Annotated in this window: 15 protein-coding genes; 10 read left to right on the forward strand and 5 right to left on the reverse strand. The window is 66.2% G+C overall.

Going from position 1 to position 23,150, the window contains the following annotated elements:
- Nucleotides 1-209: 209 nt before the first annotated feature.
- Nucleotides 210-2,924: a DNA topoisomerase III gene (locus RR42_RS20490; protein WP_043350930.1), complete on the forward strand. Its 2,715-nt coding sequence runs from the start codon at nt 210-212 to the stop codon at nt 2,922-2,924.
- Between the two features lie 76 nt (nt 2,925-3,000).
- Here RR42_RS20490 and RR42_RS20495 read toward each other — a convergent pair whose 3' ends face one another.
- Nucleotides 3,001-3,903 carry a LysR family transcriptional regulator gene (locus tag RR42_RS20495; protein WP_043350932.1) on the reverse strand — a complete coding sequence of 301 codons (903 nt, stop codon included), beginning with the start codon at nt 3,901-3,903 and terminating at the stop codon, nt 3,001-3,003.
- A gap of 192 nt (nt 3,904-4,095) precedes the next feature.
- Here RR42_RS20495 and RR42_RS20500 point away from each other — a divergent pair, with 192 nt between their 5' ends.
- On the forward strand, nt 4,096-4,401 hold the full coding sequence (locus RR42_RS20500) for a hypothetical protein (protein ID WP_043350935.1): 306 nt from the start codon (nt 4,096-4,098) through the stop codon (nt 4,399-4,401).
- A 339-nt stretch (nt 4,402-4,740) separates the two neighbouring features.
- Here RR42_RS20500 and RR42_RS20505 read toward each other — a convergent pair whose 3' ends face one another.
- The 3 genes from RR42_RS20505 to RR42_RS20515 all read right to left on the reverse strand — a co-directional run bounded on the left by RR42_RS20505 (nt 4,741) and on the right by RR42_RS20515 (nt 7,791).
- Entirely contained in the window at nt 4,741-5,211 is a 471-nt protein-coding gene (locus RR42_RS20505; protein ID WP_043350936.1) for a hypothetical protein, read from the reverse strand.
- 231 nt (nt 5,212-5,442) lie between these two features.
- Nucleotides 5,443-5,637 carry a YbdD/YjiX family protein gene (locus RR42_RS20510; RefSeq protein WP_043350938.1) on the reverse strand — a complete coding sequence of 65 codons (195 nt, stop codon included), beginning with the start codon at nt 5,635-5,637 and terminating at the stop codon, nt 5,443-5,445.
- An 81-nt stretch (nt 5,638-5,718) separates the two neighbouring features.
- Nucleotides 5,719-7,791, reverse strand: coding sequence for a carbon starvation CstA family protein (locus tag RR42_RS20515; protein ID WP_043350941.1), 2,073 nt, complete (start codon nt 7,789-7,791; stop codon nt 5,719-5,721).
- A 391-nt stretch (nt 7,792-8,182) separates the two neighbouring features.
- Here RR42_RS20515 and RR42_RS20520 point away from each other — a divergent pair, with 391 nt between their 5' ends.
- Nucleotides 8,183-9,589: a cache domain-containing protein gene (locus RR42_RS20520; protein WP_043350944.1), complete on the forward strand. Its 1,407-nt coding sequence runs from the start codon at nt 8,183-8,185 to the stop codon at nt 9,587-9,589.
- A gap of 17 nt (nt 9,590-9,606) precedes the next feature.
- The gene (locus tag RR42_RS20525) at nt 9,607-10,275 is read left to right on the forward strand and encodes a response regulator (RefSeq protein WP_043350946.1); all 669 of its coding nucleotides are present in this window, start codon (nt 9,607-9,609) and stop codon (nt 10,273-10,275) included.
- Nucleotides 10,276-10,345: 70 nt separating this feature from the next.
- Here RR42_RS20525 and RR42_RS20530 read toward each other — a convergent pair whose 3' ends face one another.
- The gene (locus tag RR42_RS20530; protein WP_043350949.1) at nt 10,346-12,202 is read right to left on the reverse strand and encodes a phosphoenolpyruvate carboxykinase (GTP); all 1,857 of its coding nucleotides are present in this window, start codon (nt 12,200-12,202) and stop codon (nt 10,346-10,348) included.
- Between the two features lie 568 nt (nt 12,203-12,770).
- Between RR42_RS20530 and RR42_RS20535 the strand changes: the two genes are divergently transcribed.
- The 6 genes from RR42_RS20535 to RR42_RS20560 all read left to right on the forward strand — a co-directional run bounded on the left by RR42_RS20535 (nt 12,771) and on the right by RR42_RS20560 (nt 23,111).
- Nucleotides 12,771-13,784, forward strand: a complete 1,014-nt coding sequence (locus RR42_RS20535) for a D-2-hydroxyacid dehydrogenase family protein (protein WP_043350953.1) — start codon at nt 12,771-12,773, stop codon at nt 13,782-13,784.
- A 141-nt stretch (nt 13,785-13,925) separates the two neighbouring features.
- Nucleotides 13,926-15,101: an MFS transporter gene (locus tag RR42_RS20540; RefSeq protein ID WP_043350957.1), complete on the forward strand. Its 1,176-nt coding sequence runs from the start codon at nt 13,926-13,928 to the stop codon at nt 15,099-15,101.
- Nucleotides 15,102-15,230: 129 nt separating this feature from the next.
- Entirely contained in the window at nt 15,231-15,860 is a 630-nt protein-coding gene (locus tag RR42_RS20545) for an MOSC domain-containing protein (RefSeq protein ID WP_043350960.1), read from the forward strand.
- 197 nt (nt 15,861-16,057) lie between these two features.
- On the forward strand, nt 16,058-17,317 hold the full coding sequence (locus RR42_RS20550; RefSeq protein WP_043350963.1) for an efflux RND transporter periplasmic adaptor subunit: 1,260 nt from the start codon (nt 16,058-16,060) through the stop codon (nt 17,315-17,317).
- A gap of 18 nt (nt 17,318-17,335) precedes the next feature.
- Nucleotides 17,336-20,533, forward strand: a complete 3,198-nt coding sequence (locus RR42_RS20555) for an efflux RND transporter permease subunit (RefSeq protein WP_043350966.1) — start codon at nt 17,336-17,338, stop codon at nt 20,531-20,533.
- A gap of 292 nt (nt 20,534-20,825) precedes the next feature.
- A complete protein-coding gene (locus RR42_RS20560; protein ID WP_043350970.1) occupies nt 20,826-23,111 on the forward strand; it encodes a TonB-dependent hemoglobin/transferrin/lactoferrin family receptor in 2,286 nt (761 codons plus the stop codon).
- Nucleotides 23,112-23,150: the final 39 nt, after the last annotated feature.

Genomic DNA, 23,150 nt, shown 5'->3' on the forward strand with positions numbered 1-23,150 from the left:
CGAAGTGGGTGGCGGCTGTTCAGGGCCGGCCCGCATGCCGGCAGCGCCCGTTTGACGGCGACGGCGGAGGCAGCTTGCTTGCACCGCCGTTGGAACCGCGCTTATTATTGGCGCCTCAAAGCCCCAAGCTCGCTGTTTACATATAGTGCAGAGCCCTTAGTGGCAATAATTCGCAGGCCGCCAGAGTGCGGCCAGCAAGGACCCGATCCATGTCAAAAGCCCTCATCATCGCGGAAAAGCCATCGGTTGCTGCCGATATAGCCCGTGCCCTCGGGGGCTTTACCAAGCATGACGAATACTTCGAAAGTGACGATTACGTTCTTTCGTCGGCCGTCGGCCACCTGGTTGAAATCGCCGCCCCGGATGAATACGAAGTCAAGCGAGGCAAGTGGAGCTTCGCCAACCTGCCGGTGATTCCCCCGCACTTCGACCTGCGCCCGATCGTCAAGACCGAATCGCGCCTGAAGGTGCTCAACCGCCTGATCAAGCGCAAGGACGTCACCGGCCTGGTCAACGCCTGCGACGCGGGGCGCGAAGGGGAACTGATCTTCCGCCTGATCCAGCAGCATGCCAAGGCCAAGCAGCCAGTGCAGCGCCTGTGGCTGCAGTCGATGACGCCGCAGGCGATCCGCGACGGCTTTGCCCGCCTGCGCGACGACGCCGACATGCTGCCGCTGGCGGACGCCGCGCGCTGCCGCTCGGAAGCCGACTGGCTGGTGGGCATCAACGGCACGCGCGCGATGACCGCGTTCAACAGCAAGGGCGGCGGATTCTTCCTGACCACGGTTGGCCGGGTGCAGACCCCCACGCTGTCGATCGTCGTAGAGCGCGAAGAGAAGATCAAGAAGTTCGTCCCGCGCGACTTCTGGGAAGTGCGCGCCGAGTTCATCGCCGCCGCCGGCCTGTACGAAGGCCGCTGGTTCGACCCCACGTTCAAGAAGAGCGAGTTCGATCCCGAGGCGCGCGAGTCGCGCCTGTGGAGCGAGGCCGAGGCCAAGAGCATCGTGGCGGCCTGCCGTGACAAGACCGGCACCGTCACCGAAGAGTCAAAGCCGTCCACGCAGCAGTCGCCGGCGCTGTTCGACCTGACCACGCTGCAGCGCGAGGCCAACTCGCGCTTCGGCTTCTCGGCCAAGAACACCCTCGGCCTGGCCCAGGCGCTGTACGAAAAGCACAAGGTGCTGACTTACCCGCGTACCGACGCGCGCGCGCTGCCCGAGGACTACATGGACACGGTCAAGCAGACCATGGACATGCTGGCCGAGAGCTCGCCCAACTACCTGCCGCATGCCAAGAAGGTGCTGGCCAGCGGCTGGATCAAGCCCAACAAGAAGATCTTCGACAACAGCAAGATCAGCGATCACTTCGCTATCATCCCGACGCTGCAAGCCCCGAAGAACCTCTCGGAGCCGGAGCAGAAGCTGTATGACCTGGTGGTGCGCCGCTTCCTCGCGGTGTTCTTCCCGGCGGCCGAGTTCCAGGTCACCACCCGCGTCACCGAGGTGGCGGGCCATCATTTCAAGACCGAAGGCAAGGTCCTGGTCAATCCTGGCTGGCTGGTGGTCTACGGGCGTGAAGCCCAGGGCGACGATGCCAACCTGGTGGCGGTGGCCAAGGACGAGCGCGTCAAGGTCGACAAGGTCGACGGCGTGATGCTGACCACCAAGCCGCCCGCACGCTACAACGAAGCCACATTGCTGTCCGCCATGGAAGGCGCCGGCAAGCTGGTGGACGACGACGCGCTGCGCGAGGCCATGGCCGGCAAGGGCCTGGGCACGCCAGCCACGCGCGCGGCCATCATCGAAGGCCTGCTCGCCGAGAAGTACCTGGTGCGCGAAGGCCGTGAGCTGATTCCCACCGCCAAGGCCTTCCAGCTGATGACGCTGCTGCGTGGCCTGGGCGTGCAGGAACTGACCCAGGCCGAGCTGACCGGCGAATGGGAGCACAAGCTGTCGCAGATCGAGCGCGGCGGCCTGAAGCGCGACGAGTTCATGCGCGAGATCGCGCAGATGACGCAGCAGATTGTCAAGCGCGCCAAGGAATACGACAGCGACACCATCCCGGGCGACTATGCCACGCTGGCCACGCCGTGCCCGCAGTGCGGCAGCCAGGTCAAGGAGAACTACCGCCGCTTTGCCTGCACCGCGTGCGAGTTCTCGATCAGCAAGATCCCGGGTGGGCGACAGTTCGAGATCGACGAAGTCGAAGAACTGCTGCTGAAGAAGGAAATCGGTCCGCTGCAGGGTTTCCGCAGCAAGATGGGCCGGCCGTTTGCCGCCATCCTGAAGCTGGGCAAGGACGACGAAGGCCACTACAAGATGGAATTCGACTTCGGCCAGAATGACGACGACAACGACGGCGAGCCGGTCGATTTCACCGGCCAGGAAGCGGTTGGCGCTTGTCCCAAGTGCGGTGGCTCGGTCTACGAGCACGGCATGAAGTACGTGTGCGAGAACAGCGTGGCCGTGCCCAAGAGCTGCGACTTCACCACGGGCAAGATCATCCTGCAGCAGGAGATCTCGCGCGAGCAGATCGGCAAGCTGCTGGGCGCGGGCCGCACGGATCTGCTGACCGGTTTCAAGTCATCGCGCACGGGGCGCAACTTCAAGGCCTTCCTGGCCAAGCAGCCGGACGGCAAGATCGGCTTCGAGTTCGAGGCACGCGAGCCCAAGGCGGGCGCCAAGACGGCGGCCAAGGGCGCTGCGGCCAAGACCGCGTCCGCCAAGGCTGGCGACGACGATCAGGCTGCCGAAACGGTGAGCAAGGCCAAGGCGCCGGCCAAGAAGGTGGCGGCCAAGAAGGCTCCCGCTGCCAAGAAGGCCCCCGCAGCGAAGAAAGCCGCGGCCAAGACGCCAGCGGCCAAGCGCGCTACCGGCAAGTCCCGCGCCGACGACGAAGCCACGGCCGACGCCGAGGAAGAGTGAGTTGCTCGCGGAGCCGGCGTCCTGCTGGCTCCGCGCTTCCCTTCCCCCTTCAGTAGCCCTCGATCCTGCGTTCCCCTTATTGGTTGTCGCTGCGGATCTTGCCCTCTTCGAGCAGGAAATCGATAAAGGCGCGGACCTTGGTCGGCAGGAACTTGCGGCTGGGATAGACCACGCTGACATCGCGCTTCGGCAGTCGGTATTGCTGGAGGATGTGCGTCAACCGCCCCGCTTCGATATTCGGCCGCGCCAGATAGGCAGACAGCATCGCCACACCCATGTCGGCCAGCGCCGCCTGGTGCGCCAACTCGGCATTGCTGCACAGCAGGCCCGGGCGGATCGGTACCGTTACCTCGCCCTCCGGGCCCGACAGCGTCCATTCGTGCTCAGCTGTGGGGATGCGCATCGCGATGCAGCGGTGGTTGGTCAGTTCGTGCGCCTGGCGCAGCGGCGGGTGCTGGCGCAGGTAGCCTGGCGAGGCGCACAGGATGATCTCTGCCGAGATCAGCGGGCGCGCCACCAGGTGCGAGCCCAGCCCCAGGTCGGACAACACCACGCCTACGTCGCGCCCCTCTTCGACGATATCGACGATACGGTCCGATAACAGCACGTCGAACACCACCTCGGGATACAGGGCCTGGAAACGTGCCAGCGTGGCGGGCAGCAGGTGCAGGCCGAACATCACCGGCGCCACCAGCCGCAATGTGCCCGAGAGCGACTGGCTGCGCGCCGTCACCACCGATTCGGCCTCCTCCACATCTTCCAGGATCTGCTGGCAACGCTGCAGGTAGGTCTCCCCGGCGTCGGTCAGCGACAGGCTGCGGGTGGTGCGGTTCAGCAACCGCGTGCCAAGGTGGCTCTCCAGGTCGGCTACGTAGCGCGTGACCACGGCATTGGACATTTCCAATTGTTGCGCCGCACGAGCAAAGCTGCCCAGTTCAACCACTTTGGAAAAGACGCGCATCGATTGCAACCGGTCCATGACATAGTCTCCAGTCTTGCCCGCGAACTTTTACGGAAAGTGCGCCATTTATTGTTAAAACTACAACTAATCATTGTCGGAGGCAATCTTTATTCATATCAGGGAAATGCCTAATATGACGCCATCGGATGCCGCATTGCAGCGAAGGCTGCTGAGAAAACCAGGTGTCCCGCCTGTGGAAAGGATTCAATCATGAAAAGCCAACGTTTCGCCCTGATCGCCGCTGCCACCACGCTCGCAGCCGCCCTGACTGCCGCCCCCGCCTTTGCCAAGGCCGGCAAGTTCGACCCATACACCGATGGCGCCCGCGCCACCCAGACCTCGGTCTACAGCAACGGCGGCCGCGCCGGCAAGTTCGACAGCTTCACCGACGGCGCCCGTGCCGGCAAGTTCGACGCGTTCACGGACGGTGCCCGCGTTGGCAAGTTCGACCCGTACACCGACGGCGCTAAGGCCGGCAAGTTCGACGTATTCAGCGACGGCGCTGCCGCCCTGTAATTCAGGCGCCCTGTCGGCGGGAACCACGTCCCAAAGTGGTTCCACCCCTTTCGGCTGATCTCCACAGGCCGACGGGGAGGGTGCGAAAGCGCCTTCTCCGTACTAACTGGAGGACACGCCCGTACCGCGCCGGTACGGGCGTGTTTGCTTTTAGGGCACCGCGTTGTTGTACACGCTTACGGGTGTCGAGTGATGCATGATACCCCCGGCGAGGTTTTCGGGCCGCGGCGGCATAAATCACGGCACAAAAAAACGGGCCAGTCATGGCCCGTTCTTGTTGCCGGCATCGCAGTCCGGCCGCCGGCGGGCGGGGGATGATCCCCGCCTGCGCCAGGCAGATCAGTCGTCGTGATGGTGGTGGCCACGGCCGTGCTTGCGCTTGTAGCCGCTGCGGTAGTAGCGGTCGTCGCGGTAGCCGCGGCCGCGTTCGTCAGCGTAGGAGTTGCTGCGCGAGACGTTGCCGCCCAGCGCCGCGCCTGCACCGCCGCCAACCGCTGCACCCAGCAGGCCGCCGGTGCGCCCACCCATGGCGTTGCCCGCTGCCGTGCCCGCGCCGCCGCCCAGCGCGCCGCCGATGATGGCGCCAGTGCGCTCGCGGCGGTTGGACGTAACCGCGCCGCCTGCGCCGCCGCCAACCGCGCCGCCGATCACCGCACCGGTCGAGCCGCCAAGCGCGCCGCCAACCGCCGCGCCAGCGACACCGCCGAGTGCGCCGCCGAGGGCATTATTCATATCGCCCGCAAACACCGGCAGCGCGGATGCCGCCAGGGCGATGGCCAGGGTGAAACTGCGAACGGGATGCCGAGACATGTTCTTCTTCCTTGGGTTGAGCAACTGTGGCGCAAGTGTAGAGATGTAGCCGCGAGCTTGCTGTAACCACGTGTAAGACCCTGTAACCGCTGCAGAAACGTAAAAGGGCCGCCAGAATTGGCGGCCCGTTCTTTAACGGCGTGAAGCGCGGAGTTACTACGGCGTTAGGACTGTTGTGCAGCTACGCGCACACGCATCCGCCCTAAGCGAACCCCGCGTGCCACGTGCAGATCAACAACATTTTCCCTGCCCGCCGCCGTAGCGGGCCTCCTGCCGTTCGCGAAAGAACGCCTCGTAGGTCATGGGCTCGCGCTCGGGGTGGGTGGCCTCCATGTGCGCCACATAGGTCTGGTAGTCCGGCAAACCCACCATCAGGCGCAGGGACTGGCCCAGATAGCGTCCCATGGTTCCAAGTTGCTCGAGCATGATGGATCTCCTGTTTCCAAATCCAAATCCAAATCCAATCCGGATATCGGGTCGGCGCTGGCCGGTGGCCAGCGCACGCACTCAATGCTGCGCCGAAGCCGAAGCCGGCATCGGTTCGAACGGCGTTTCGCGGTCGGTTGGCCGGTTCTCCGCGCGTGCCTTCATCGCGGTCTTGAAGCCGTAGAACACGATCGACAGCACCACGAACATGAACAGCGCGCACAGCCCGGCATCCAGATAGTCATTGAAGACGATGCGGTGCATCTGCTCCATCGACTTGGCCGGGGCCAGCACCTTGCCCTGGGCGATGGCGTCGCTGAATTTGGCCGCGTGGGTCAGGAAGCTGACCTTGGGATCGGCGTCGAACAGCTTTTGCCAGCCGGCGGTCAGCGTGCAGATCAGCAGCCAGATGGTGGGCACCAGGGTGACCCAGGCGTACTGCCCGCGCTTCATCTTGACCAGCACGCAAGTGCCGAGCACCAGCGCCACCGCAGCCAGCATCTGGTTGGAGATGCCGAACAGCGGCCACAGCGTGTTGATGCCGCCAAGCGGGTCAACCACGCCCTGGTACAGGAAGTAGCCCCAGAACGATACGGTCAGCGCGGTGGCGATCAGGTTGGCCGGCAGCGAGTCGGTGCGGCGGAACGAGGGCACGAAGCTGCCCAGCAGGTCCTGCAGCATGAAGCGCCCGGCGCGGGTACCCGCGTCCACCGCGGTCAGGATGAACAGCGCTTCGAACAGGATGGCAAAGTGGTACCAGAAGGCCATCATGGCCTGGCCGCCCACCACCTGATGCAGGATGTGGGCAATCCCCACCGCCAGCGTCGGTGCGCCGCCGGCGCGCGAGATGATGGAGTTCTCGCCAACGTCCTTGGCGGTCTGGATCAGCACATCCGGCGTGATCACGAAGCCCCAGCCTGACACCACCTGTGCCACCGACTCCGGCGAGGTGCCGATCACGGCTGCCGGGCTGTTCATGGCGAAGTACACACCCGGCTCGATCACCGAGGCCGCGACCAGCGCCATGATGGCCACGAACGATTCGGCCAGCATCGCGCCGTAACCGATAAAGCGCATATGCGCTTCGCTCTCAAGCAGCTTGGGCGTGGTGCCCGAGGAGATCAGCGCGTGGAAGCCCGACACCGCGCCGCAGGCGATGGTGATGAAGAGGAACGGGAACAGGTTGCCCGACCACACCGGGCCGCCGCCCTTGGCGAACTGGGTGAACGCCGGCATCTTCAGCTCCGGCGCCACGATCAGGATGCCGATGGCCAGCGCGATGATGGTGCCGATCTTCAAAAAAGTGGAGAGATAGTCGCGCGGGGCCAACAGCAGCCACACTGGCAGCACGGCGGCGATAAAGCCGTAGATGATCAGCATCCACGTCAGTGCCTTGCCGTCGTAGGTAAACAGCGGCGCGAGCACAGCGCTCTCATGTACGTACTGGCCACCGATGATGGCCAGCATCAGCAGCACGAAGCCGATCACCGACACCTCGCCGATGCGGCCCGGGCGGATGTAGCGCGTGTAGATGCCCATGAAAAGGGCGATAGGAATCGTCACCCCCACCGTGAACGTGCCCCAGGGCGAGCCCGCCAGCGCCTTCACCACGATCAGCGCCAGCACCGCCAGGATGATGATCATGATCATGAAGCAGCCGAACAGCGCGATCATGCCCGGCACCGTGCCCATCTCGGACTTGATCAGGTCACCCAGCGAGCGGCCGTCGCGGCGCGTGGAGATGAACAGCACCATGAAGTCCTGCACCGCCCCGGCAAACACCACGCCCGCCAGGATCCACAGCATGCCGGGCATATAGCCCATCTGCGCGGCCAGCACGGGACCCACCAGCGGGCCGGCGCCGGCAATGGCGGCGAAGTGGTGGCCGAACAGCACGGCCTTGTTGGTCGGCACGTAGTCCAGCCCGTCGTTGTGGCGCCAGGCCGGCGTCATGCGCTTGGGGTCGAGCTGCATCACCTTCTCGGCGATGAACTTGCTGTAGTAGCGGTAGGCGATCAGATAGATACAGATCGCGGCGACCACGATCCACAAGGCACTGACGGCTTCGCCGCGAGACAGTGCAACGGTGGCAAAGGCGAAGGCGCCAAGGATGGCGACGGCCAGCCACACCAGGTGTTGCCCGATGCGATTCATGATGAGGGTCTCCTCAGACCATTTTTAGGAATGCCGGCGGCGGCAGGTGCCGGAAGCAAGGGGGGGCGCCTGGGCGGCGTCCCCTGGTGGCGGCGGGCGGAGGGGTGGGTGGCGGGATGGTCCCTGCCATGTCTCCGTCGACGCCCGGTAAGTCTCGCAAGATCCGGATCTGGTCGTCGCAGGCGGGCGATGCAAACAGCATGACGCTAGCCGCACCCACTGCGCAGGACACATGCATTACGCCGCTTGCACGGCGCGCGCGCGTCCGGCGTGTAGTATTGACACCCGTCCCTGGCGGCACAAGCGCGGAACTACGCAGCGATGCTGCGTATTACTACGCAGATCGACGCTCGCATGCCGCTTGCGCGTCATCCGTGTTTACCCGGTCCCGATGAAACTCCGTCAGAAAATCCTGTTGTTGGCCGTCGCGCCGCTCGCTGTGGCCATGTTCGGCATCGCGCTGGCCGTGCGCTACCAAGCCACCCAGCTGGCAAGTCACGAGCGCGCCCTGGTCGAGGCGGCCTACCTGCAGAGCAAGGAGGTCGAGCTGCGCCACTACGTAGAACTGGCGCAAAGCGCGATCGCGCCGATGGTGCGCTCGGGCCACAACGATGCGGCCACCCGTGATGCCGCCATGCAGGCCCTGGCGCGCCTGGACTACGGCCCCGACGGCTACTTCTTTCTCTATGACCTGCAAGGCCGCAACCTGATGCACCCGCGCCAGCCTGAGCTGGTCGGACAGGATCTATGGAGCCTGCGAGACCCGCAGGGCGCGCTCACCATCCAGAAGCTGATCGCCGCAGCCCGCTCCGGCGGTGGGTCGGTGCGCTATATGTGGAGAAAGCCGTCCTCGCAGCAACTGGCCCCCAAGCTGGGCTACGTGGTCGCCGTGCCGGAGTGGAACTGGATGCTGGGCACCGGCATCTATCTCGACGACGTGGAGCGCACCCTGCGCCAGCTCGATGCGCGGGCGGAGACCGATATCCGCGAAACCATGGCGTGGATCGGGGTGATTGCCGCGATCAGCATCCTGCTGGTGGCCGCCAGCGGCCTGGCGCTCAATGTGAGCGAGCACCGCGAGGCCGACGCCAAGCTGCGGCAGCTGGCGCAGCGTGTGGTGCAGTCGCAGGAAGAGGAGCGCGCGCGGCTGTCGCGCGAGCTGCACGACGGCATCAGCCAGTTGCTGGTGTCGGTCAAGCTGCTGCTGGAGACAGCCGCCAACCGCCTGCGCATGGCCCCGGATCAAGGCCAGTCGGTGGCGCCCGTGCTCGGCACGGCGCTGGTCCGCCTGGATACGGTCTTCAACGAGGTGCGCCGGGTGGCGCGCAACCTGCGCCCTGCCCTGCTTGATGACCTTGGCCTGCTCGCCGCGCTGGAGCACCTGGCACGCGAGATGCAGGAAGGCAGCGGGCTGCGGATTTCCGTGTCGCACACGGGCAAGCCGCGCGAACTCGCCGACGAGCAGGCCACGGCCCTCTATCGCATCGCCCAGGAAGCGCTGACCAATGTGGAGCGGCATGCGCATGCGCGCCATGTCACGCTGGTGCTGGCGTTCGATGCCAGCGCTACCCGGCTGACCGTGCAGGATGACGGCGCCGGCTTTGACGTGGCGCGCATGCAGCTCGATCCGAAGCGCGGCATCGGCCTGCGCAACCTGCGCGAGCGCATCGCCGCGCTGGGCGGCGAGTTTGATATCGTCTCCGGGCCGGGCTCGACCCGGTTGAGCGCGGTGGTGCCGGTGGTGCCGGCGCAGTCGGCCACACGCCACAACCCGGATTCGCCGGATTCGCCAGATTGACAAGGAAACCCCCACTCATGACCTCCGCCCCCGCCCGCGTCCTGCTGATCGACGACCATGCGCTGGTGCGCGACGGCATGCGCATGCGCCTTGCCCTGCAGCCCGAGCTTGCGGTGGTGGGCGAAGCCGACGACGGCGAGGCCGCGCTGGCCTGGCTGGCGCGGGCCAGCGCCGAGCAGATGCCTGAACTGGTCATCACCGATATCGGCATGCGCGGCATGGGCGGCATCGCGCTGGCCGCCGCGCTGCATGAGGACTATCCGGAGCTGGCCGTGCTGATCGTGTCGATGCACGATAACCTCGAATACGTGCGCCAGGCGATTCGCGCCGGCGCGCGCGGCTATGTGCTCAAGGATGCGCCCGCCGACGAGCTGATGGCCGCCATTGCCGCGGTGCTGGCAGGCCGCGTCTTCTACAGCGCCCGCATTGCCCGCAGCATGGCCGAGCAAAGCCCGGCCGCCGGGCCGCTCGATGCGCTCACCCCGCGCGAGCGCGACATCTTCAACTGCATCGGCCGCGGCCAGGCCAACAAGGACATTGCCGCCGCGCTGGGCGTGTCGGTGCGCACCATCGAGACCCACCGGCTCAACCTGCGGCGCAAGCTGGGCATCGAAGGCCGCGCGGAGCTGGTGAAGTTCGCTGTGGAGCAAGGGAGCACGGAGGGCGGACCGGCCGGGTCCCAATGAAAAAAGCCCACCCCCGTTTGATGGAGTGGGCTTTGGCCTGTTCGACGGCTTCGGCGGATGTGCCTGTTATTTAGGCAGCCAGGCGCTTGGCCAGCGCGGACTTGGCATCCACCAGGGCTTGCGGCAGGTTGTGCTTGAGCTGCGTGAACAGCTCGTCATGCAGCGCCAGCTCCTGTTGCCAGGCGGCGCGATCGATCGAGGTGACCTGCTCGAACTGCTGCTTGGTGAAATCCAGGCCTTCCCAGTTCAGGTCCTCGAAGCCGGGCGAGGTGCCGAACACGTGGTCGGTGCCCTTGCCACGGCCTTCGACGCGGTCGATCATCCACGACAGCACGCGCATGTTCTCGCCAAAGCCCGGCCACACGAAGTTGCCGGCCTCATCCTTGCGGAACCAGTTGACGCAGTAGATGCCCGGCAGCTTGGCGCCGGACGCTTCCAGCTTCTTGCCCAGCGTCAGCCAGTGGCCAAAGTAGTCGCTCATGTTGTAGCCGCAGAACGGCAGCATGGCGAACGGGTCGCGGCGCACCACGCCTTGCTGGCCAGCGGCGGCGGCGGTGGTTTCCGAGCCCATGGTGGCGGCCATGTAGACGCCTTCGGTCCAGTTGCGAGCCTCGGTCACCAGCGGCACGGTGGTGGAGCGGCGGCCGCCGAAGATGAACGCATCGATGGCGACGCCAGCCGGGTTGTCCCAGTTATCGTCGATCGACGGGCACTGCACTGCGGGGGCGGTGAAGCGGGCGTTCGGGTGGGCAGCCTTGGCGCCGGTTTCCTTGGCGATGGCCGGGGTCCAGTCCTTGCCCTGCCAGTCGATCAGGCGCGCCGGGGCTTCCTTGCTCATGCCTTCCCACCACACGTCGCCGTCATCGGTCAGTGCCACGTTGGTGAAGATGACGTTTTCCTTCAGCGTAGCCATCGCGTTGAAGTTGGTCTTCTCGCTGGTGCCCGGGGCCACGCCGAAGTAGCCGGCTTCCGGGTTGATGGCGTACAGGCGGCCGTCCTGGCCCGGCTTGATCCAGGCGATGTCGTCGCCGATGGTGGTGACCTTCCAGCCTTCGAAGCCCTTGGGCGGGATCAGCATGGCGAAGTTGGTCTTGCCGCAGGCCGACGGGAACGCGGCGGCCACGTGGTACTTCTTGCCTTCCGGCGAGGTCACGCCCAGGATCAGCATGTGCTCGGCCAGCCAGCCCTCGTCGCGGCCCATGGTGGAAGCAATGCGCAGCGCGAAGCACTTCTTGCCCAGCAGGGCGTTGCCGCCGTAGCCCGAGCCATACGACCAGATTTCGCGCGTTTCCGGGAAATGGACGATGTACTTGGTCGGGTTGCACGGCCAGGCCACGTCTTTCTCGCCGGCAGCCAGCGGCTTGCCCACGGTGTGCACGCACGGCACGAACTCGCCATCGGTGCCCAGCACGTCGAACACGGCGCGGCCCATGCGGGTCATGATGCGCATATTGACGGCAACGTACGGCGAATCCGACAGTTCCACGCCGATGTGGGCGATCGGCGAGCCCAGCGGGCCCATCGAGAACGGCACCACGTACAGCGTGCGCCCGCGCATGCAGCCATCGAACAGGCCGGACAGCGTCTGGCGCATTTCAGCCGGTGCGGTCCAGTTGTTGGTGGCGCCGGCGTCTTCCTTCTTCTGCGAGCAGATGAAGGTGCGGTCTTCCACACGCGCCACGTCGGACGGGTCGGACAGCGCCAGGAACGAGTTCTTGCGCTTGGCCGGGTTCAGGCGCTTCATGGTGCCGGCGGCGACCATCTGCTCGCACAGGCGGTCGTACTCTTCCTGCGAGCCGTCGCACCAGTAGATATTGTCGGGTTTGGCGAGGGCCGCGAACTCGGCCACCCAGGCGACCAGCTTCTGGTGCTTGACCCAGGCCGGTACGTTGAGTGCGGGCGTGCCCTGCATGGCGGGGTGGTTCATACTGCTACTCCAAAGCGTAAAGGAAATCTTGCAAAGCCAGGCCGGTTGCCGCGGTCGGAAGACGGCTGGCAGCGCCCCATGACCTGGGCAGACCGCGGCAATTCGCCGCTGGTTCCGCACCGGGCCGGGTAGGGCGGCTCAGGCCAGGATCGTCACATCCCGTTACAACTGCGCAGCGACCGGAACTGCGCAAAAGGTCGCGACAAGCCCCGCTGCTGCGCTACAGTGGCGCTTCGCCTGTGGCAGGGCCGGGCAGGCTTTGTCCGGCGTGGCCCGGGTGACGGGAGCAAGGCTCGACCGACAATCTGGGGCGGCACCGGAACCGGCAAGGATACCACCGCCGCTCGCCGCTGTTTTTTGCTCCGCAGCAATGTTTGTGCGCGATTCCGGGCCATGCCGTATTGTCTCGTTTGTCTGTCCGCCGGCTCACTTTCGCGTCGCGCGGGATTGTTCCCGCTGCGTGCGGCACTCGGTGCGGTGTCGGGCGGCAGATGCTAAAACTATAACGTTGATGGGTGCGCGGCAATGTGGGTGTGCGCACCTTGCGATAGCCAAAATAGAGTTTCCGATGAAGATTGCCGTACTCGACGATTATCAGGATGCCGTTCGCAAGCTGTCGTGCTTCAGCCTGCTCGATGGCCATGACGTCAAGGTGTTCAACAACACCGTCAAGGGCGTTGGCCAGCTGGCGGCACGCCTGTCCGACGTGGAAGCCGTGGTGCTTATCCGCGAACGGTCGCGCATCAACCGGCAACTGCTGGAAAAACTCCCCAAACTCAAGATCATCAGCCAGACCGGTCGCGTTGGCGGCCATGTGGATGTCGAGGCTTGTACGGAGCGCGGCGTGGCGGTGCTTGAAGGCGCGGGCTCGCCCGTGGCCCCGGCCGAACTCACCTGGGCCCTGATCATGGCGGCCCAGCGCCGCATTCCCCAGTACGTGGCCAGCCTCAAGCATGGCGCCTGGCAGCAGTCCGGGCTCAAGTCCACCACCATGCCGCCCAACTTCGGCCTGGGCCAGGTGCTGCGCGGGCAGACGCTCGGGATCTGGGGCTACGGCAAGATCGGCAAGCTGCTGGCGGGCTACGGCCGCGCCTTCGGCATGAATGTGCTGGTATGGGGACGCGAGAACTCGCAGAAAGCCGCGCGCGAGGACGGCCTGGCCGTGGCCGAGTCGCAGGAGCAATTGTTTACCGACAGCGACGTGTTGTCGCTGCACCTGCGCCTGAGTGACGAGACCCGCGGGCTGGTCAAGCTGGCCGACTTCTCCCGCATGAAGCCCACCGCGCTGTTCGTCAACACCAGCCGCGCCGAGCTGGTCGAGGAAAACGCCCTGCTGGCCGCGCTCAACCGCGGCCGCCCCGGCATGGCGGCGGTGGATGTGTTCGAGTCCGAGCCCATCCTGCAGGGCCATGCCCTGCTGCGCATGGAAAACTGTATCTGCACGCCGCACCTGGGCTATGTCGAACGCGAAAGCTATGAGCTGTACTTCCGCATCGCTTTCCAGAACATCCTCGATGTGCTGAGCGGCAAGCATGACAGCATCGCCAATCCCAAGGCGCTGACCCCGGCGCTGTCGCGCTAAGCGCTAGCCCGCAGGCGCCCGCCCCGCAGGCGAGTGCGCTACGCTCAACGCGAACCGGGCAAAACCGCTACACTCGGACTTCCCGCGCGGCCTCTGGCCGCGTTTCTCGTCCTACCCACCGCCTTCTCCGCCCCCGTCGCCATGGATCCCAGGCTCATGATGCTGTGCCTTGGCAATTTTGTCATCGGTACCGGCGCGATGATCGTCACCGGCATGCTCAATGACATTGCCGGGGATTTCCAGCTTGGCGCCGGCACCGCAGGCCAGTTGATCTCCGTGTTCGCGCTGGCGACCTGCGTCGGCGCGCCCTTGTTCGCCACGCTAGGCTCGCGCATCGACCGCCGGCAGCTGCTGGCGGGCTCATTGCTGGTCTATGCCGCGATGCACCTGGCCGCGGCCTTCGCGCCGAGCTTTGCCAGCCTGATGGCGATCCGCTTGCTGAGCGCGATCGGCGCGGCCATCTTCACCCCGCAAGCCGCCGCCACCCTGCCGTTGCTGGTCAACGCGCAGACGCGCGGGCGCGCCATCAGCTTTGTCTTCCTGGGCTGGAGCGTGGCCAGCGTGGTGGGCGTGCCAATGGGGACGTGGATCGCCAGCACGCTGGGCTGGCGCTTCAGCATGGGGTTGGTGGGTTTGCTGGCGCTGGGCGCGTCGGTGGGTGTGTGGCGGGCCTTGCCGCCGCGGCTGTATGTGGAACCGGCGGGCCGGGCAGCCTGGGGCGCGGTGCTGCGGCACACGCCGATGGTGCTGGTGGTGGCCACCACCATGATCCAGTCGGCCGGGATGTTCACGCTGTTTACTTATATTGCCCCGCTGCTGCGCGACGTGCATGGCATCAGCGGCGGCGCGCTCAGCCTGATGTTCCTGGCTTACGGCGCCTGCGGCGTTAGCGGCAATGTGCTGGCGGCGTCGCGCATGGACCGGGCCACGCCCGCGCGCATCGTTCAGGCCGCCATGCTGACCTCGCTGGCGGCCATGCTGCTGTGGCCGCTGGCGACACTGGGGCCGGTGGCGCTGGTGCTGATCTTCATGCTGTGGGGTGTTGGCGGCTTTGCCACCAACAGCGCGCAGCAGGCGCGGCTGGTAGCGCTGGCGCCGGAGCGCGCGGCGGTATCGATTTCGCTGAACTCGTCTTCCATCTACCTCGGCCAGGCCCTGGGCGCGATGGGCGGTGCGGCGATCTACGCGACCGCTGGCGCCGACTCCCTGCACTGGGGGGCGGCAGCGCTGATGCTGCTGGCGCTGGTGGTGTCGCAGCGTGCTCGGGTGCTGGGGCAGCGCTGGTGCCTGCGCGAGACGGCGCGGCAGCAGGCCTGAGCCAGCCGGCTCACCAACCCGCTGGACAGAGCCGCCAGCCGTGCGGCGCCGCACACGCTGCAGCCGCTTGATACCTCTGTTTGGAAAACCCCGGCGCTAAGATGAGGGACACAGGATCAAGGAGACGGCATGAGCATATCCAACGGCATGCGCCTCATCGCCATCAGCGTTGGCAAGGCGGTCCCGCTCTTCGTGGCGGCGGTGGGCACCGAGGCGGTGGTGATGTCCGGGATCCGCAAGCATCCGCTCAGCACCTTGCTGCACCCACTGTCGGTGGCGGTGCGCCCGCTGGGGTTGGCGGGCGACGAACAGGCTGACCTGAGCGTGCACGGCGGCCTGGACAAGGCGCTCTACGCCTACCCGGCCGAACACTACGCCTGGTGGAACGCGCGCCGCCGGGAAGCGCGGCTGCCCGAGGCCGAGAAGCCGCTCGTGCCCGGCGCCATGGGCGAAAACCTGACCCTGGAGGGCGTGCTCGAGACCGATCTGTGGGTGGGGGACCTGCTGCGCATTGGCGACGTCGTGCTCCGGGTGGAGTCGCCACGCCAGCCCTGCTACAAGTTCAACGCCGTGATGGGCTACCGCCATGCCATCAAGCATATGGTGCAAAGCGGCTATTCCGGCATTTACCTGAGCGTGGTCACCCCCGGCGATCTCCAGGCCGGCGCCGCGGTGGTCATCGAGCCGGGACCGCGCGATGTGTCGATAGAAAGCATCAACACCCGGCAACGCAATGGCCGCCAGACCCCGCTTTTCTGATAATGTTTGGCTCTCGATACAAGCAGGCTCCTTCCGCGCTGTAATAGTTTGTAATGGCGTGGATTGCGCGGGCACTGGCCTTCAACGCCCCTGATCCTGTACTACTAGCGGTTTTCCGCAGCGCGGCACCGGTTTCCCAGAAGGCCGGGCCACCGGGGAGCGGGCGCATTTTGCGCGCACTGTAAGAGAGTCCTCACATGAAAACGAACGGGATCGACCAGGCCAAGGGCTTCGTCGACGCTAAGTGGAGTTTTTCCACGGGTACCGGCAAGGGTGTTTCGCCCTGGTTGCTCGGCGCGGTCTTGATCGCGCTGGCTGCTGGCGGATGGTTCGGCTGGCGTGCCTGGACGGCGCCCAAGCCGGCGGCCAAGGCGCCGCCCGTTGTGGTGGTGGCCACCGCCACGGTGCAGCAGGGCGACGTGCCGCTGCGGGTGACGGCCAACGGCACGGTGAGCGCGCTCGCCACGGTCGAGATCCGCCCGCAAGTGTCCAGCACCGTGCGCACAGTGCATATCAAGGAAGGCCAGACGGTCAAGCCGGGCGACCTGCTCTTCACGCTGGACACCCGCATGGACGAGGCCAACCTCGCCAAGGCGCAAGCCCAGTTGATGCGCGACCAGGCCGACCTCTCCGATGCCCGCCGCACGCTGGTGCGCAGCAATGAATTGCTGCAGCGCAATTTCATCTCCAGGAGCGCGGTGGATACGGCCCAGGCCAAGGTCGATGGCTTCGAGGCGACCATCCGCGCCGACCAGGCCGCCATCGAGGCCAGCCGCGTGGCGGTCAGCTATGGCGCCATCCGCGCGACCATCGGCGGGCGCACCGGCGTGATCAACATGTTCCCCGGCTCGCTGGTGCTGCCCAACAGCGCGCTGCCGATGGTCACCATCGCCCAGGTGCAGCCGATTGCCGTTACCTTCACCCTGCCCGAGCGCCAGCTCGCCGCGCTGCGCGAGGCCCTGCACGCCGGCCCCGTTGCCGTGACCGCGCTGCCCAACGACGGCAGCAAGACCCCCGTGACCGGCAAGATCAGCTTTGTGGATAACACGGTGGACCCGCAGTACGGCAGCATCCGCGTCAAGGCGCAGTTCGACAACGACGAGCAGCGCCTGTGGCCGGGGACGTATGCCAACGTGGACGCCGTGGTGCAGACCTTGAAGAACGCGCTGTCGGTGCCGCCGCAGGCAGTGGTGACGGGGCCGGAAGGCCGCTTTGTCTACGCCGTGCAGGCGGACAACCGCGTCAAGCCGATGCCGGTGAAGGTGCAGGTCTCCACCGCCAGCGCCGCCGTGATCGAGGGCGTGCCGCCCGGCACACGCGTGGTGGTGGAAGGCGCGCAGAACCTGCGCGCCGGCAGCATGGTGCGGGAAGCGACGCGCGCGGCCAAGGCCGGCGCGGCAAGCGCTGCCGCTGCCGCCGCCGCCGATGCCAACACCAACGCCAACGCCAGGCATTGAGCCCAGGGCACTGACACCATGACCCTGTCCGAGCTTTGTATCCGCCGCCCGGTGATGACGATCCTGCTATGCCTGGCAGTGATCGTCACCGGCATCGCGCTCTACCCCACCATCCCGATCGCGGCGTTGCCGTCGTTCAACTCGCCGGTGATCCAGGTCACGGCCACCTTGCCCGGGGCCAGCCCCGAGACCATGGCGGCCTCGGTGGCGACCCAGCTGGAAAAGCAGTTCGCCACCATTCCCGGCGTGTCGGTGATCAGCTCGTCGAACACGCTCGGCAACTCCAGCATCACCATCGAGTTCAACAACGACCGCGACATCGACGCCGCGGCCGTGGACGTGCAAGCGGCCCTGTTCCGCGCGCAGCGCGCGCTGCCGATCGAAATGACGGTGCCGCCGTCGTACCGCAAGGTCAACCCGGCCGATGCGCCGGTGCTGCTGCTGGCGATCAACTCGCCGGCCATGAGCCTGGCCGAGCTCAACGCCTTCGGCGACAACCTGATCTCGCCCAGCCTGGCCACCTTGCCAGGCGTGGCGCAGGTGCAGGTGTTCGGGCAAAAGCGTTTCGCCGTGCGCGTGCGCGCGCACCCGGACGCGCTTGCCGCGCGCGGCCTCACGCTGGATGAGCTGGCCACGGCGCTCAACCGTGCCAACGCCAATACACCGGTCGGCACGCTGGACGGCGCGCGCCAGACGCTCACCATCCAGGCCAACCGCCAGCTTGCCAGCGCCGACGCGTTTCGCAACATCATCGTGGCCAGCCAGCCCAGCGGCGCGCTGGTGCGGCTGTCTGACGTGGCCGAAGTGGAAGACAGCGTCGAGACCATCAAGACCGGCAGCTGGCTCAACAACGAGCGCTCGATCGTGCTGGCCGTGCTGCGCCAGCCGGATGCCAATACGGTGGCGGTGGTGGACGCCATCAAGAACGCGCTGCCGCGCCTGATCCAGCAGATGCCGGATTCGGTCAACGTGGCGGTGGTCAACGACCGCTCGCAATCGATCCGCGAATCCATCCACGACGTGCAGTTCACGCTGGCGCTGACCGTCGGGCTGGTGGTGATGGTGATTTTCCTGTTCCTGCGCCGCGCCGCCGCCACGCTGATTCCCACCTTGTCGCTGCCGATCTCGCTGATCGGCACGGTGGCGCTGATGAAGGCCTTCGGCTACAGCCTGGACAATGTCTCGCTGCTGGCCATCACGCTCGCCGTGGGCTTGGTGGTGGACGACGCCATCGTGATGCTGGAAAACATCGTGCGCCATATCGAGGAGGGCGTGCCGCCGCTCAAGGCCGCGCTGGTCGGCTCGCGCGAGATGGGTTTCACCATCCTCTCGATCTCGATCTCGCTGGTGGCGGTGTTCATCCCCATCTTCTTCATGCCGGGCGTGATCGGCTTGCTGTTCCACGAGTTCGCAGCGGTGGTCTCGCTGGCCATTCTGGTATCGGCGCTGGTGTCGCTCACGCTGATCCCGATGCTGTGCGCGCGCTTCCTGTCGGCCGAGAACGTGCCGATCGACGAGTCGCAACATGCCTATGGCGACCACGCGGATGCCGGCCACGCGCCGGCCATCGTACAGAAGCAGACTATCGGGCTGCGCTCCACCCAGTGGTTCGAGAACCTGTTCGAATTCACGCTCCACCGCTATGCGCGCGGGCTTGACTGGTGCCTGGCGCACCGCAAGTCGGTACTGGCGGTGGCCGGCCTGACCTTCGTGCTGACCGCGGTGCTGTTCGTGATGATCCCCAAGGGCTTCTTCCCGGAAGAAGACATCGGGCAGATCCAGGTCAATGCCGAAGGCCCGCAGGATATTTCCTTCGACGCCATGGCCGACCGCCTGCGCGATGCGGCAGAGCGCATGCGCAAGAACCCAGCGGTGCGCAGCATCGTGATCTCGATTGGTGGCGGGCCCTCCCCCGCCATCAACACGGGCCGCATGTTCATCGAGCTCAAGCCGCTGGGCGAGCGCCCCAAGATGGCCAAGGTGGTGGAGTCTTTGCGCAAGGACGTCTCGGGCATCGCCGGCCTGGCCGTCTACTTCTCGCCGGTGCAGAACCTGCGCCTGGGCGGGCGCCAGAGCAAGAGCCGCTACCAGTACACGCTGCAAAGCGTGAAGGCCGGCCAGCTGCAGGAGTACTCCGATAAGCTGATGGGCAAGATGCGCGCCGATACGCTGTTCCGCGATGTCACCAGCGATTCGCAGCAGTCGGGCCTGGAAGCGCAGCTGTCGATTGACCGCGACAAGGCCAACGCGCTGGGCGTGCAGATCCAGGACGTGCGCCAGGCGCTGTACTCCGCCTTTGGCGAGCGCCAGGTGTCCACCATCTACACGCCGATCGACAACTACTACGTGATCCTGCAGGCGGCCGATATCGACCGTGCCGACGAGACCGCGTTCTCCAAGATCTACGTGCGCAGCAAGACCGGGCAGATGGTGCCGATCTCAGCCTTCGCCACTACCGAGCGCCGGGTCGGGCCGATTGCCGTGAACCACCAGGGCCAGCTACCCTCGGTGACGGTGTCGTTCAACCTCGCGCCGGGCGCGGCGCTGGGCGCGGCCTCCGCCAAGATCGATGCCTACAAGCAAGAGATCGCCATGCCTGGCTCGATCTTCACGAGCTGGGGCGGCGATGCGGCGGTGTTCCAGTCGTCCCAGGCTACGCAGGTGCTGCTGCTGGTGGCAGCGCTCGCGGTGATCTACACGCTGCTGGGCGTGCTGTATGAGAGCTACATCCACCCGCTGACCATCCTGGCCGGCCTGCCGTCCGCAGCCGTTGGCGCGCTGCTGACGCTCTTCCTCTTCGACGTGGAGCTGTCGCTGATCGCCACCATCGGCGTGCTGATGCTGATCGGGATCGTCAAGAAAAACGCCATCATGATGATCGACTTCGCGCTGGCGGCGCAGCGCGAGCAGGGCATGGCCCCGGCGCGCGCGATCCGGCAGGCCTGCCTGCTGCGCTTCCGCCCGATCATGATGACGACCTTCGCCGCCGTGATGGGCGCGTTGCCGCTGGCGCTCGGCCTGGGCGCGGGCGCCGAGCTGCGCCAGCCGCTGGGCCTGGCGGTGGTGGGCGGCCTGCTGTTCTCGCAGGTGATCACGCTGTTCATCACGCCGGTGATCTATCTGGCGCTCGATCGGTTCTCGGGCACCGGCCCGCTGCAGATCGACGAGCAAGGCAATCGCCTGCCGGCCCTGGTGGGCGGGGAGGCTGCGCACTGAGCGTGCTGCCGTAGCCAATCGCGACGCCTCGGGGGCGGTGCCGGATCGGTTGGCACCGCCCTTTTTGTTTCGGCATCGTTCCGGCTTCGTTGCCGCATTGCCACTAATCGCGGCGCTTTGTACGCAGGCGCATGGATTGTGGTGATCCATGCTTTACAAATGGTTACTTATTGATAATAATTCGCATTCTCAATAATGCGTGGCCGGGTTCGCCGAGCCACGCCTGACCACGCGAGCGAGCCACAGTTTTCGCACTAGCCAGCCAGCGTTCCGCTTTCTTTGGGGAAATTCCATGAAACGCCGCTGTCTGGCGCGCTTGCGCGCCTCTGCCTCTATCCGGGCCACGCCCATCGCCGCCGTTTGCGCTGCCCTTGGCGGCCCCGTCCTGGCTGCCGAGCCGGCCGCCGATCCGGCCCGCCACTTAAGCGAGGTGGTGGTCACCGCCACTCGCACCGAGGAGCGCGCCGACGCCGTCGCCTCCACCATCACCGCCATCGACGCCAGCCGGATCGAACGCGCCCAGCCCGCTGACGAGGCCGCCCTGTTCGCCGATGAGCCCGATATCGACGTGCCCCGTGACCGCCGCCGCTTTGGCGCCGGCAGCATCAATATCCGCGGCATCGAAGACAACCGTGTGCTGCTGATGGTCGACGGCGTGCGCCTGCCCGACTACTACAACGGCGGCGGCCCATCCAACCTGTCCAGCGCCACGCGCGACGCGCCCGAGTTCTCTTTCCTCAAGCGGGTCGAGGTGCTGCGCGGGCCGGCTTCCAGCCTGTACGGCTCGGACGCCATCGGCGGCGTGGTGTCGTACGTCACCAAGAATCCCGAGGACATCATGCGCGGGCGCGCGGTGGGAGGCGAAGCCGGCCTGTCGTGGAACGGCATCGACCGCAGCTTCGGCCAGACCGCGGGCGTGGCCGGCGGCAACGAGACCATCAAGGGCTTGTTCATGTACGCGCACCGCAAGGGGCACGAAGTGCGGAGCATGGGTGGCAACGACACCACGTCGACCGGCCGCACCAAGGCCAATCCGCAGAACAGCGAGACCAACGCCTGGCTCGGCAAGATCGTGCTCGACCCCGCCGCGGGCCATCGCTTCAAGCTGACTTACGAGCATCGCGACAACGACACCTTCACCGATATCCGCCGGCTATCCACCGCGCTGCCGCGCGTGACCTCCGCCAACGGCACCGAGGACCTGTCGCGCAACCGCGTCAGCCTGGACTACGAATGGAAGCCGGCCAGCCGCGTCATCGATCGCCTGAGCGCGGCGGTGTTCTACCAGGAGAGCGAGTCCAACACCGTGACCAACCAGGTACGCAGCCGCACCAGTTCGGGTTGCTCGGGCTCCACCGCGGGCACCAGCCTGTGTGACGTCAACCTGCTGTTCGGTTTTCGCCAGCAGCAGACCGGCTTCAACGTGCAGGCCGACAAATCGTTCAACACCGGCGTCGTTGGCCACCGCCTGATCACCGGCGTGGACTTCCTGCGTACCCAGACCAGCGAGATGCGCGACGGCACCACCTACAACCGCACCACCGGCGTGGTGTCCAAATCGCTGGCCGGCGACAACTTCCCGATCCACGATTTTCCCAAGGGCGAAGCGCGCCAGACCGGCATCTTCGTGCAGGACGAACTGCAGTTCGCCGGCGGCCGCTTCACGCTCACGCCGGGCCTGCGCTTTGACCACTACTCGCTCGGCCCGGACGACGACAAGCTCTACAACAGCGTGGCTTCCAAGCCCGCCACCAGCAAGAGCGATTCGGCGCTGTCGCCCAAGCTCTCCGCGCTGTGGCAAGCCACCGACCGCATCAACCTGTGGGCCCAGTACGTATTCGGATACCGCGCGCCCAACTACCAGGAGATCAACGGCAGCTTCCGCAACACCATCCAGGGCTACGGCGCCGCGCCCAATGGCGACCTGAACCCGGAGAAGAGCCGCTCGTTCGAAATCGGCGCGCGCTATACGGATGAGCGCGTGCAGACCAGCGTCGCGGTGTTCGACAACCGCTACAAGGACTTCATCGAGCAAGTCGCGCTGCGCTGCCCGTCGGACCCCGCTTGCCTTGCCGGCCTGCGCGCGACGTACCAGTACCGCAACCAGAGCAGCGTGCGCATCTACGGCGCCGAGTGGCGCGGCAGCTACCGCTTCCTGCCGCAATGGCGCGTGGACAGCGCCGTGGCCTACGCGCACGGCAACAACGAGCAGACCGGCCAGCCCCTCAACAGCGTCTCGCCGCTGCGCGCCAGCGCCGCGCTGACGTGGGAGCGCGGCAGCAGCAGCCAGGGCCAGGGCGCAAGCCTGCGCTGGCGCGGCGCGCGCGCCGTGACGCGCACCGACGACACTTCCTTCGCCTACTTCAAGCCGGGCGGCTATGGCGTGGCCGATATCCAGGGCTGGTGGCGCTTTAACCGCTACGCCAGCCTGGTGCTGTCGGTGAACAACGTGTTCGACAAGAAGTACTGGCTGTGGGGCGATGTGCGCCAAGGCAGCGTGGCCGCCAGCGAGCCGGGCCTGGACTTCTATACGCAGCCGGGACGTACCTTTGCCGCCAGCGTGAAGCTGTCGTTCTGACCGGAGGCGAATCGACCGACATGTCCCCACAAGATAAAA

Origin of the sequence: Cupriavidus basilensis (assembly GCF_000832305.1) — a bacterium.
Taxonomy (GTDB): Bacteria; Pseudomonadota; Gammaproteobacteria; order Burkholderiales; family Burkholderiaceae; genus Cupriavidus; species Cupriavidus basilensis_F.

What these genes read in the sequence shown, in the direction of transcription:
- RR42_RS20505 (WP_043350936.1), bottom strand. Translation starts at nt 5,211, where the DNA reads ATGTCTCGGCATCCCGTTCGCAGTTTCACCCTGGCCATCGCCCTGGCG.
- RR42_RS20525 (WP_043350946.1), top strand. Translation starts at nt 9,607, where the DNA reads ATGACCTCCGCCCCCGCCCGCGTCCTGCTGATCGACGACCATGCGCTG.
- RR42_RS20560 (WP_043350970.1), top strand. Translation starts at nt 20,826, where the DNA reads ATGAAACGCCGCTGTCTGGCGCGCTTGCGCGCCTCTGCCTCTATCCGG.
- RR42_RS20530 (WP_043350949.1), bottom strand. Translation starts at nt 12,202, where the DNA reads ATGAACCACCCCGCCATGCAGGGCACGCCCGCACTCAACGTACCGGCC.
- RR42_RS20515 (WP_043350941.1), bottom strand. Translation starts at nt 7,791, where the DNA reads ATGAATCGCATCGGGCAACACCTGGTGTGGCTGGCCGTCGCCATCCTT.
- RR42_RS20495 (WP_043350932.1), bottom strand. Translation starts at nt 3,903, where the DNA reads ATGGACCGGTTGCAATCGATGCGCGTCTTTTCCAAAGTGGTTGAACTG.
- RR42_RS20540 (WP_043350957.1), top strand. Translation starts at nt 13,926, where the DNA reads ATGGATCCCAGGCTCATGATGCTGTGCCTTGGCAATTTTGTCATCGGT.
- RR42_RS20535 (WP_043350953.1), top strand. Translation starts at nt 12,771, where the DNA reads ATGAAGATTGCCGTACTCGACGATTATCAGGATGCCGTTCGCAAGCTG.
- RR42_RS20520 (WP_043350944.1), top strand. Translation starts at nt 8,183, where the DNA reads ATGAAACTCCGTCAGAAAATCCTGTTGTTGGCCGTCGCGCCGCTCGCT.
- RR42_RS20555 (WP_043350966.1), top strand. Translation starts at nt 17,336, where the DNA reads ATGACCCTGTCCGAGCTTTGTATCCGCCGCCCGGTGATGACGATCCTG.
- RR42_RS20550 (WP_043350963.1), top strand. Translation starts at nt 16,058, where the DNA reads ATGAAAACGAACGGGATCGACCAGGCCAAGGGCTTCGTCGACGCTAAG.
- RR42_RS20490 (WP_043350930.1), top strand. Translation starts at nt 210, where the DNA reads ATGTCAAAAGCCCTCATCATCGCGGAAAAGCCATCGGTTGCTGCCGAT.
- RR42_RS20500 (WP_043350935.1), top strand. Translation starts at nt 4,096, where the DNA reads ATGAAAAGCCAACGTTTCGCCCTGATCGCCGCTGCCACCACGCTCGCA.
- RR42_RS20510 (WP_043350938.1), bottom strand. Translation starts at nt 5,637, where the DNA reads ATGCTCGAGCAACTTGGAACCATGGGACGCTATCTGGGCCAGTCCCTG.
- RR42_RS20545 (WP_043350960.1), top strand. Translation starts at nt 15,231, where the DNA reads ATGAGCATATCCAACGGCATGCGCCTCATCGCCATCAGCGTTGGCAAG.